This window comes from Pseudomonas sp. ZT5P21 (genome assembly GCF_054897785.1).
In genome coordinates, this window is sequence record NZ_CM142705.1 from 5,564,366 (window position 1) to 5,575,159 (window position 10,794).

Here is a 10,794-nt window from a genome sequence, read left to right on the forward strand (position 1 = left end):
TGATCCCGAGAACTGTTCGATGGACGAAAACTATCTGATTCCTCACGTCTTCACCCGCCACAAACTCCACCTCCACACCCACCTCCTGGAAAACCAACCCTGGTTCAGCGCCCGCGACCTCGGTCGCCTCCTGCGCCTCTACCTCGACGAACGCGCCGGCCGAAAACTCGACCCAGACCAGCGCCAGTCCGCTCGAATGCTCATCCACGGCAGCATCGAAAACACGCTGTTGATCAGCGAATCCGGCGTCTACGCATTACTGGTCTACCACTATTGCCCCGAATACCGAGCCCTGCGCGAAAGGCTGACCCACGAAGTAGTCCCAGCTTTAAGAGACACTGAACAACCCACCTCGACAGAACGCCCATCCTGAGCCTTCTGAATTGGCCGAAAATGTCGTTGAGTTTGGAATAACCAGCCGTGGATTCGGTTGCAGGATGTGCCGCAACTATTGCCGAGTGGGGAGCAGACCCAGCGACCGGCCAACGTGCCGTGGTGGAAAAAAGCTACGCGAGCGTTGCATTCGTTTTAAGCGCTCATCCACGCTCGATTTCGGCTCTGCGTAAATCGTATGTCGATTGCAGATTCAGCCAGAAGTCGGGCGTGGTGTTGAGGTAGATGGTTAGCTTTTTGGCAATGTCAGGATTCACCGCGCGGGTCTGCGCCACCAGCTCACTCACCTCATCCTCGGCCAAGCAAAGTCGGAACGAGAGATCGGACACCGAGATGCCCAACGGCTCGAGAAGCTCTTTCTCTAGAATTTCTCCGGGATGAATCGGCCGCATTCCATTAGTTTTCATTTCACTGTCCGACGCTATGATCTGCTGCGATCATAGGTGGGTACCAATCGTACACAACCACGTCCGCGCACTTTCGCCGAGGTCCGTCATACATCTCGGCACAATCCTACAAAATCGGCCCCTACGACACAGTTTCATCGGTCAAGAAACAATCATGTAGGAGCGAGCTTGCTCGCGATGAACGCCAGAGCGCCGCACTTATTCAGCAAACACGCACCTCCGTTAACGACCATCGCGAGCAAGCTCGCTCCTACATTAAGCTCGCAACATCCTGCGAAGGTTTCTCTGCTCTCTTGCCAGGCTCAAATCAGCCTTCCCGACTACCCTTCAAAAAACCCGCAGGAAGCGGTGCTCTTCAGCTCAAGGAACGACCATGTCCCTCTCCATCGTCCACAGCCGCGCCCAGGTTGGCGTGGATGCTCCCGCAGTCACCGTCGAAGTCCATCTGGCCAACGGTTTGCCGTCGCTGACCATGGTCGGGTTACCCGAAGCGGCGGTGAAGGAAAGCAAGGATCGGGTCCGTAGCGCGATCATCAATTCGGGCCTGCAGTTTCCGGCGCGGCGCATCACGTTGAATCTTGCTCCGGCGGATTTGCCGAAGGATGGCGGGCGATTTGATCTGGCAATTGCCTTGGGGATTCTGTCAGCCAGCGTGCAGGTGCCGACGTTGACGCTGGATGATATTGAATGTTTGGGAGAGTTGGCGCTTTCAGGCGCGGTGCGTGCCGTGAGAGGCGTGTTGCCAGCGGCACTGGCCGCGCGCAAGGCCGGGCGTTCGCTGATGGTGCCGCGAGCGAATGCCGAAGAGGCATGCTTGGCGTCTGGGTTGAAGGTGTTTGCGGTGGATCATTTGCTGGAGGCGGTCGCGCATTTCAATGGCCATACGCCGGTCGAGCCTTACGTTTCAAATGGTTTGCTCTACGCCAGCAAACCCTATCCCGACCTGAATGAAGTGCAGGGCCAACGCTCGGCCAAGCGCGCGTTGCTGATTGCGGCGGCTGGGGCTCATAACCTGTTGTTCAGCGGGCCACCGGGGACAGGCAAAACGCTGTTGGCGAGTCGTTTGCCGGGATTGCTGCCACCGTTGCCTGAGCATGAAGCACTGGAGGTCGCGGCCATTCAGTCCGTCGCCAGTTGCGTGCCGTTAAGCCACTGGCCACAACGACCGTTCCGCCAACCCCATCACTCCGCTTCCGGTCCAGCGCTGGTGGGTGGTGGTTCGAAGCCGCAACCGGGCGAAATCACCCTCGCCCACCATGGCGTCCTGTTCCTTGATGAGCTGCCGGAGTTTGACCGCAAGGTGCTGGAGGTTTTGAGAGAACCGCTGGAGTCCGGGCATATCGTGATTTCCCGCGCCAAGGATCGCGTGAGGTTTCCAGCGCGTTTTCAATTGGTGGCCGCGATGAATCCATGCCCCTGTGGATACCTTGGCGAACCCAGCGGTAAATGCAGCTGTACACCGGACATGGTCCAGCGTTATCGCAACAAACTGTCGGGGCCACTGCTGGATCGTATCGACCTGCACCTGACCGTCGCTCGGGAAGCCACGGCGTTGAATCCTGCGATCAAACCCGGTGATGACACGGCCACCGCTGCTGTGCTGGTAGCCGACGCCCGAGAACGACAACACAAACGCCAAGGCTGCGCCAATGCCTTCCTTGATCTGCCGGGCCTTCGCAAGCATTGCAAGTTATCCACAACCGATGAAGCCTGGCTGGAAACCGCCTGTGAACGGCTGACCTTGTCGCTCCGATCAGCCCATCGACTGCTCAAAGTCGCGCGAACCTTGGCAGACCTCGAGCAGGTCGATGGCATCACCCGCGAACATCTGGCGGAGGCGTTGCAGTATCGGCCTAGTTCAAACTAGTCCTTGGAAAGATCCACCAAAGGAACCTGCCTGACTTCAGTCTCCCGACCACCCTGAATCTCGCTCACCCGCTTCAAAGCGTTATCTACAGCACTCTTATCCGCCAGCAAGCTGTAACTGATCTGGAATTGCTTGCGTTCTTTTGGCGCAATCGTCGGTACTAAACCGAGCGGGCGCTGGTACCGACGGTTATAGGAGAAACTCGTTCCCGGCTCGAGACCGGTCACATAGCCCTGGCCTTGAGTATCGGTGTTTTTCCACAGGGAAAAGACCGGCAACGTTTGAGTGTTGAAACCCACCGATACACCCAGACTACCCGCCTTGTTATGCAGCACGGTCAGCGTATCGCCCTTGGCGTCGGCATAGGGCACGACGTTGTAAACCGTCTCATCGTAATCCCTGGTCGGCGCGCGGAACGCCTGCCAGTCCGGCAAGTCACCTTTGGCCTTGTCGTTGAACGGCGATACCTGCTTGACCGGTGCGGCGAAGCGGGCGCCCTGCTCCAGGAAAGGGGTGCTGAAATTGCTGTGATACAGCGCCTGGTATTCCTTTGGATAGTCGCCGTTGTTGGTCAAGGTGTCGTTGAGCGCAAAAACCACGCTGCCGGGTTCGGTGACCAGCTCGGTCGCGACGGAGAAATCGACCTTCTTGAACGCCTGCTCTTTCAGCTCGCCGCGCAGGCTAATGGCGTAAGGCGGCTCTTCGTCGATGTGCAGAGTGACTTTGCTGGCCGGAATGTTGGCGGCACGACCATGCAGCGTCAGCAGTTCGCCGTTGTCCATGCCGGGGTGGCCGACCCACTCATAGCCGCAGCGGGTGACCAGTTCGTTGAAGCCTTCCAGCCAGCCCAATCCGCCGCGACCGTTAAGTTCGATGAAGGACGGATTGACCACTTCCTTGACCGGCGAATCCCAACCCATGCGCACATTTCCTACAGAAGCATGTAGGACGTTCATCCCGCGAGTCGGCACCACCGAGAGTTTCATCGTGCCGTTATCGATGTCGACGATGCTGACGCCCTCCTGCCGGCCACCATGCAGTGTGCGCAGGGTTACGGAGAAGGGTTTGTCGGTTTTTACCCCGAGTTGCTGGCTGGTGATCTTCCAGCTTTCGGCGGCTTTGTCAGTGTCGAGCAGGACGTAATCCCATGCCATGGCGTGGGAGGCGGCAGAGACTGCGCCGAGGGCGACGATGAGTTTGAGCGGAGTCATGGCAGGAGCCTTTATTGGAGTTATGCCATTTTTATAGACTTGCTGAAACGATTCATCAAGTTCAAAAATGCAAATCACCCGGAAAGAATCGATCTGCGGTTTTGGTACACACTTACGAATGAGTTGGTCCCTTCGCGAGCAAGCCCGCTCCCACAGGTTCGGCGTCGTTCACACGATTGCGGATCGACGCTAACTCTGTGGGAGCGGGCTTGCTCGCGAAAGCTATTTCAAAGACGCCTCAACGAAACCGGTCTACCTCTTGGCGCAAGTCCGCCGCGAGCTTCTCCAGCTCTTTGGCGGTCACGGCCAGGTTCGACACCACTTCCCGTTGCTCACTGTTGGCCAATGCAATGCTTTGCAGATTGCTGCTAAGCAAGGTCGCCGTGCTGCTCTGCTCCTGCGTTGCCGTCGTAATCGCCGCAAATTGCTGACCCGCCGAACGACTCTGCTCATCGATTCGAGCCAGCGCCGATGCGACGTTTGCGTTGCGCGAAAGGCCTTCCTGCATCAGCACATTGCCCTGCTCCATGGTGCTGATGGCGTTGCCAGTTTCCTGCTGAATGCTCTGGATCATCCCCGAGATTTCGTCCGTGGCCTGACGAGTACGCGAAGCTAGGTTTCGAACCTCATCGGCCACCACTGCAAAACCGCGACCTTGCTCACCGGCGCGCGCCGCTTCGATCGCCGCGTTCAGCGCCAGCAGGTTGGTTTGTTCGGCAATCGAAGTGATCACGCCGACAATGCCGCCGATTTCCTGAGAGCGCTGGCCCAAGGTGTTAATCACCGTGGCAGTGCTGTTCAGGGCTCCGGCAATTTGCTCCAGGGACGAAGACGCTTCGCCCATTGATGTACGACCGATCTGGGTTTGCTGTGCGTTTTCCTGCGCCAGACGCTGGGTGCTGCCCATGTTGTCGGCAATGTTCAGCGATGTGGCGCTGAATTCTTCCACAGCGCCGGCCATGCTGGTGATTTCGCCGGACTGCTGCTCCATGCCTTCATAGGCACCGCCCGACAGACCGGACAAGGCCTGGGCACGGCTGTTGACCTCCTGAGAGGCTTTTCGGATGTGCTCGACCATGGTCGACAGTGCTTGGCTCATCTGGTTGAAGGCACGGGCCAGTTGACCGATTTCGTCGTTGCTCGACACGTTCAGGCGCACGCTCAGATCACCGGCGCCGAGGGCTTCGGCCTGACGGACCAGATCGCCCAGCGGCGCGAGTTTGCTGCGCAGCAGCCAGACGGCGGAACCGACAGCGATCAACATCGATAGAAGACTGCCAATCGCCAATTGAATGCCGACGCTCCAGGTGACCGCGCTGATTTCCGCTTTGGGCATGCTTGCCACGACTGACCATGGCCCGCCGTCGAATGGCACCGCAACGCTGTAGAAGTCTTCGGACGTGTCGCTCCAGAAATCACCCTTACCCGGCGTTTTCGCCAGCGCGCCAATGGCCGGGACGGCTTTATCCAACGCTTGTACGCCGGCGATCGGCACCAGCCACTTGTTCTGCTCATCCAGCAACGCCAGGGAACCGGTCTGGCCGATGCGGAAGCGCTTGAGGTTGGCGAACTGGGCGTTCTGAGCGTCGGTGTAATCAAATCCTACGAACAGCACCGCAATCACCTTACCGCTGCCGTCGCGAACAGGGGTGTATTGCGTCATGTAGGAACGTTCGAAGAGCAAGGCGCGGCCGACGTAGCTCTGCCCCGCCATCAGGCGTGCATAGGCCGGATTGGCATGATCCAGCAACGTGCCGATGGCGCGGCTGCCATCTTGTTTGCTCAGGGATGTGCTGACCCGAATGAAGTCCTCGCCGCTGCGCACGAACACCGTCGCAACACCCGCCGTCATTTGCTTGAACTCGTCCACTTCCTTGAAGTTGTTGTTCAACACTTCATTGCCCAGGTGCAGGCCCGGGGTCTGCGTGCCGGCAACCGTCACTGGATCGTCCGCATGCACGCTGAGGCCTGCGCTGAAGCGCTTCTCGAACAGACCAGCCAGGCGCTGGGTGCTTTCACGCAACGTGCCGTGAAACGTACTCAACTGGTCGGCCAGCAAGCGGGCTTCACTGGCCAGGTGCTCTTCGCGGGTGGCGAGGTTGGCAGTGTCCAGCGAACGCAGGGCGAACACGGTGCTGCCGCTGATGACAATCGCCAGAATAACGCCGAGCGCAAGTCCAAGCTGAGAGGCAATCCGGGCACGAGGTTGAGACATGACAGCTCCTGGCCAAGTGGCCCGATCTTGTTTGATCGGCTGCTCAGCAAAATTTCTAACAATGGGAATAACGTCGAACCTGCACGAAGGTTCCATCTGCAGATTTCGGCGGTAAACCTGAATACTTGAGTAATTAACCGGGATATGGCTCAAGGCCTCTATTACGAGAGCTCTATCGATTCAGCTCAAGTGCTCGACGTCCGGCAATGTCATGGCCCGTGCTTCGCCTTGCAGGAAATCGCTGAGACGACGCAAACGTTCACCTCCGGGGCGTGTTTTCGGCCAGACGAGGTAATAATTCTCACCACTTGCGACGGCGGTCGGCCACGGCAAACTTAGACGGCCCTGGGCCACATCTTCGGCCACCATCAGCAGATCGCCCATGGACACCCCATAGCCTCGGGCGGCGGCAATCATTCCCAATTCGAGCGTATCGAACACTTGCCCACCTTTGAGCGACACCTGATCCGTCAGGCCCATGCGCTCCAGCCAATTGCGCCAGTCACGCCGGTCCGGCGTCGGGTGTAGCAGCTCGGCATTGGCCAGACGCGCGACATCCCACGGTTGATCCTTCAGAAGATTCGGCGCGCCCACCGGAATAAGTTCTTCCGGGAACAGGAAACTCGCCTCCCAGTCCGGCGGAAAATGCCCACTGCTGAGGATGACGGCGCAGTCGAACGGCTCATGGTTGAAGTCCACCGAGTCGACATCCATCCAGGCGCTGGTCAGTTGCACTTCGTTGCCCGGTTGCAGATGACGGAAACGGCTGAGTCGCGCCAACAACCAGCGCATGGTCAGGGTGGACGGGGCTTTCATGCGCAGGATGTCATCTTCGGCGCGCAAGGTATTGCAGGCGCGCTCAAGCGCCGTAAAGCCTTCGCGGATGCCGGGCAGGATCAGCCGTGCGGACTCGGTCAGTTGCAAATTGCGCCCGCTGCGGTGAAACAGCCGACAGGCGAAATGCTCTTCGAGCGTACGAATGTGCCGACTGACCGCGCTCTGGGTAATCGATAACTCTTCGGCTGCTCGGGTAAACGAGCTATGCCGCGCCGCCGCTTCAAATGCGCGAAGGGCATACAACGGAGGGAGACGACGAGACATTCGGAATACTCCTATGGGCGCTATTCCATCAAGTTATCAGAAACTTCCCAGCATGAGTTTTAATCATGCTACCCATCCTATTTATCCCTTTGTGCAAACCCCGCAGAGCGCCGAGAATCGACGCTTTCCTGTTATCTCGGACAATCGAGCGTGATGACCATGCAGCATCCAGCGCGTACTGAACTCTGGGCCATCCTTCGGCTGGCTGGGCCGTTGATTGCCTCGCAGTTGGCGCACATGCTGATGGTCCTCACCGACACCTTGATGATGGCGCGCCTGAGCCCCGAAGCCCTGGCCGGCGGAGGGCTGGGTGCGGCGACGTATTCGTTTGTGTCTATCTTCTGCATTGGCGTCATGGCGGCGGTCGGTACCCTGGTTGCAATCCGTCAGGGCGCAGGCGATATCGTCGGGGCGGCGCGTCTGACTCAGGCCGGATTGTGGCTGGCGTGGTTGATGGCGTTGGTCGCCGGGTTGCTGCTGTGGAATCTCAAACCGGTTTTGCTTTTGTTCGGCCAGACCGAAACCAACGTCCAGGCCGCTGGGCAGTTCCTGTTGATTCTGCCGTTCGCCCTGCCCGGCTACCTGAGCTTCATGGCGTTGCGCGGCTTCACCAGCGCCATCGGCCGGGCGACGCCGGTGATGGTTATCAGCCTCGGCGGCACCGTGGCCAATTTTCTGCTCAACTATGCGTTGATTACCGGGATGTTCGGCCTGCCGAAAATGGGCCTGGTGGGCATCGGCCTGGTGACGGCGATTGTCGCCAACCTGATGGCCGTGGCGTTGGCGTTGCACATCCGTCGGCATCGGGCCTACGACGCTTATCCGCTGCGTCAGGGTCTATTGCGGCCAAACCGTCAGTATTTAAAGGAGTTGTGGCGCCTGGGCCTGCCGATTGGCGGTACCTACGCTGTGGAAGTCGGGCTGTTCGCGTTCGCAGCGCTGTGCATGGGCACCATGGGCAGTACACAAATGGGCGCGCACCAGATTGCGCTGCAGATCGTCTCGGTGGCGTTCATGATTCCGGCGGGGCTTTCCTACGCGATCACCATGCGCATCGGCCAGCATTACGGTGCCGGACAGTTGTTGGACGCGCGGTTGGCTGGACGGGTCGGGATCGTCTTCGGCGCAGCGTCGATGCTCGGCTTCGCGATGGTCTTCTGGTTATTGCCACATCAGTTGATCGGCTTGTTCCTGGACCACAACGACCCGGCCTTCCGCCCCGTCATCGATCTGGCGGTGAGCCTGCTGGCGGTGGCGGCGTGGTTCGAGCTGTTCGACGGTACGCAAACCATCGCCATGGGCTGCATTCGCGGGCTCAAGGACGCCAAGACCACGTTCCTGGTCGGGCTGGCTTGCTATTGGCTGATTGGCGCGCCTGCCGCTTGGTGGATGGCCTTCCATTTGAACTGGGGACCGACGGGCGTCTGGTGGGGGTTGGCACTGGGATTGGCGTGCGCGGCGGTGAGCCTCACGCTGGCGTTTGAATGGAAAATGAAGCGGATGATTCGGCGGGAGCCGTCATCGCAGCGCTTCGAGGCCGTTCAGACCGACTGATGCCCCTGTGGGAGCGAGCTTGCTCGCGATGACGGTGGTCCATCCAACATCGATGTGACTGAAAGACCGCTATCGCGAGCAAGCTCGCTCCCACAGTAGTTCGTGACTAGCTCACGACTTCCAATGCTGGCTGCTGACTGCTGCCAAAGCTCAAATACTCAACCAGCTCCGTCAACGGCAATGGCTTGCTGATCAAATACCCTTGCACCTGATCGCAACCAAAGCCGCGCAACAGATCCAGCTGCTCCGGTGTTTCCACGCCTTCGGCGACTACTTCAAGATTGAGGTTGTGCGCCAGGTTGATCATCGCGTGGACCAGTTTGCGATTCTCTTCGCGCTCTTCCATCCCGCCGACAAAACTCTTGTCGACCTTCAGCAAGGCAATCGGCAGGCTGTTGAGGTGCACGAAGGACGAAAAACCGGTGCCGAAGTCGTCGAGCGAGAAACGCACGCCCAGCCGCCCGAGAGCATCCATGGTCTGCTTGACCAGATCGCTGCGACGCATGACCGCCGTTTCGGTCAGTTCGAATTCCAGCCATTGCGCCTCGACGCCGCGCTCGGCAATCAGCCGGCTCAGGGTCGACAACAATTGGCTGTCCTGAAACTGCCGAAACGACAGGTTGATTGCCATGTGTAACGCCGGCAACCCCCGTTCGCGCAGCGCTTGCATGTCGCGCAATGCACGGGAAATCACCCAGTAACCGAGCGGCACGATCAATCCGCTTTGCTCGGCCAGCGGCACGAATTCACTCGGCGGCAGTAACCCACGCTCGGCATGGCGCCAGCGCACCAGGGCTTCGAGCCCGACAATCTGGCCGTCCTCAAGATTCAGGCGTGGCTGGTAATGCAGCTCCAGCTCATCGCGACGCAACGCCCGGCGCAGCTCGCTTTCGAGGTCTGCCATGCTGCGGGCATTGCGGTTGATGCGTTCGTTGAAGATGTGAAAGGTGCAACCTTGAGTGCTCTTGGCTTGTTGCATGGCGATGTGCGCGTGCCACATCAGCGGGTCGGCGCCCGCTTGGGCGCGGGCATGGGCGATGCCCAGACTGGAACCGATCAACAGGCTTTCGCCGTCGACCCAATAGGGCTCGGCCAGCGCTTCAGTGATACGTTCGGCCATCCACTCGGCGCGTTGCGGCGCGCGGCGGGTGTCGATCAGCAGGGCGAACTCATCGCTGCCCAGCCGTGCCAGTTGATCGCCAGCCTCGAGCTGGCTCTTCAGGCGCGCGACCACTTGCAGAATCAACCGGTCGCCGGCCTGGTGGCCAAGGGCGTCGTTGGCGTGGCGGAAGTTGTCGAGATCGAGGTGACCGAGGGCCAGGCCGCGACCGTCGTTTTCCGCCAGTCGCGCGGCTAGCAGGGTCTGGAAACCCTGGCGGTTGGCGATGCCGGTCAGCGGGTCTTGCTCGGCCAGGCGTTGCAGGGTGTTTTCCAGCACGCCGCGCTCGCGCACATGGCGCAGGCAACGGCGCAACATGCCCGGGTCGAGATGATCGCGCACCAGCCAGTCGCTCACGCCATCGGGCGGCAAGAGCGGCTCGTGCTCGAGCAGCAACACCGTCGGCAAATTGCAACGGCCGGGCGCCGGCTGAAGAGCCGGAATCGTCAACAACACCGCACTGCGGTTGTCATCGAACAGAGCGCTGACCGATTCCCAGCTCGGGGCGCTGATGAGCACGGCCGAGCTCCCCATTGGAGCCAGACACTCGCGCAACAACGCTGCCCACGCTGGCTCTTCGGCCAGTAGCAGCAAACGCAAGGGTTCGACAGGCGTAGACAAGCTAGCTCCCTAGACTCTGCAATGATGTAGCCGGCGGGCATTATGCCGTGCCGATAACCAATGACCAAATGACATCAGTTATCAAACGAGATTCTTTGTATCCGAAATTACGAACATTAGCCGCAAATTCACCGCGCATCCTGCGTGAAAGTAACAAAACCGGCAAATATAGATAGCGTGTTGCGTCACAAGTCGGAGAGAGCAGCACAAATCGCTGAGCCTGTTAAAATGCCGGCCCATTTCGTGACTGACTCCTGAACTTACGT

The 10,794-nt window shown here is 59.4% G+C and carries 7 protein-coding genes and 1 pseudogene; 3 read left to right on the forward strand and 5 right to left on the reverse strand.

The features are described from left to right. Window positions 1-19: 19 nt before the first annotated feature. Window positions 20-532, forward strand: a pseudogene (locus ACYZT9_RS25935) (BRO-N domain-containing protein). Between the two features lie 4 nt (window positions 533-536). On the opposite strand, the gene ACYZT9_RS25940 reads toward ACYZT9_RS25935, so the two are convergent. Then, on the reverse strand, window positions 537-800 hold the full coding sequence (locus tag ACYZT9_RS25940) for a HigA family addiction module antitoxin (RefSeq protein ID WP_462008003.1): 264 nt from the start codon (window positions 798-800) through the stop codon (window positions 537-539). A 373-nt stretch (window positions 801-1,173) separates the two neighbouring features. On the opposite strand from ACYZT9_RS25940, the gene ACYZT9_RS25945 reads away from it, so the two are divergent. Then, window positions 1,174-2,667 (forward strand): YifB family Mg chelatase-like AAA ATPase, encoded by a 1,494-nt coding sequence (locus tag ACYZT9_RS25945; protein WP_462008004.1) that lies wholly within the window; start codon window positions 1,174-1,176, stop codon window positions 2,665-2,667. Here ACYZT9_RS25945 and ACYZT9_RS25950 read toward each other — a convergent pair. From ACYZT9_RS25950 to ACYZT9_RS25960, 3 genes are all read right to left on the reverse strand, one after another. Beyond that, window positions 2,664-3,878, reverse strand: a complete 1,215-nt coding sequence (locus ACYZT9_RS25950; RefSeq protein WP_462008005.1) for an aldose 1-epimerase family protein — start codon at window positions 3,876-3,878, stop codon at window positions 2,664-2,666. The two genes, ACYZT9_RS25945 and ACYZT9_RS25950, sit on opposite strands and share 4 nt — an antisense overlap. Window positions 3,879-4,116: 238 nt before the next feature. Continuing rightward, a complete protein-coding gene (locus ACYZT9_RS25955; RefSeq protein WP_462008006.1) occupies window positions 4,117-6,093 on the reverse strand; it encodes a methyl-accepting chemotaxis protein in 1,977 nt (658 codons plus the stop codon). Between the two features lie 180 nt (window positions 6,094-6,273). Beyond that, the gene (locus tag ACYZT9_RS25960; protein ID WP_462008007.1) at window positions 6,274-7,194 is read right to left on the reverse strand and encodes a LysR substrate-binding domain-containing protein; all 921 of its coding nucleotides are present in this window, start codon (window positions 7,192-7,194) and stop codon (window positions 6,274-6,276) included. Between the two features lie 159 nt (window positions 7,195-7,353). Here ACYZT9_RS25960 and ACYZT9_RS25965 point away from each other — a divergent pair, with 159 nt between their 5' ends. Beyond that, window positions 7,354-8,748: a NorM family multidrug efflux MATE transporter gene (locus tag ACYZT9_RS25965; RefSeq protein WP_462008008.1), complete on the forward strand. Its 1,395-nt coding sequence runs from the start codon at window positions 7,354-7,356 to the stop codon at window positions 8,746-8,748. A 106-nt stretch (window positions 8,749-8,854) separates the two neighbouring features. On the opposite strand, the gene ACYZT9_RS25970 is transcribed toward ACYZT9_RS25965, so the two are convergent. Beyond that, window positions 8,855-10,528, reverse strand: a complete 1,674-nt coding sequence (locus ACYZT9_RS25970) for a putative bifunctional diguanylate cyclase/phosphodiesterase (protein WP_462008009.1) — start codon at window positions 10,526-10,528, stop codon at window positions 8,855-8,857. Window positions 10,529-10,794: the final 266 nt, after the last annotated feature.

What these genes read in the sequence shown, in the direction of transcription:
- ACYZT9_RS25940 (WP_462008003.1), bottom strand. Translation starts at nt 800, where the DNA reads ATGAAAACTAATGGAATGCGGCCGATTCATCCCGGAGAAATTCTAGAG.
- ACYZT9_RS25945 (WP_462008004.1), top strand. Translation starts at nt 1,174, where the DNA reads ATGTCCCTCTCCATCGTCCACAGCCGCGCCCAGGTTGGCGTGGATGCT.
- ACYZT9_RS25950 (WP_462008005.1), bottom strand. Translation starts at nt 3,878, where the DNA reads ATGACTCCGCTCAAACTCATCGTCGCCCTCGGCGCAGTCTCTGCCGCC.
- ACYZT9_RS25955 (WP_462008006.1), bottom strand. Translation starts at nt 6,093, where the DNA reads ATGTCTCAACCTCGTGCCCGGATTGCCTCTCAGCTTGGACTTGCGCTC.
- ACYZT9_RS25960 (WP_462008007.1), bottom strand. Translation starts at nt 7,194, where the DNA reads ATGTCTCGTCGTCTCCCTCCGTTGTATGCCCTTCGCGCATTTGAAGCG.
- ACYZT9_RS25965 (WP_462008008.1), top strand. Translation starts at nt 7,354, where the DNA reads ATGCAGCATCCAGCGCGTACTGAACTCTGGGCCATCCTTCGGCTGGCT.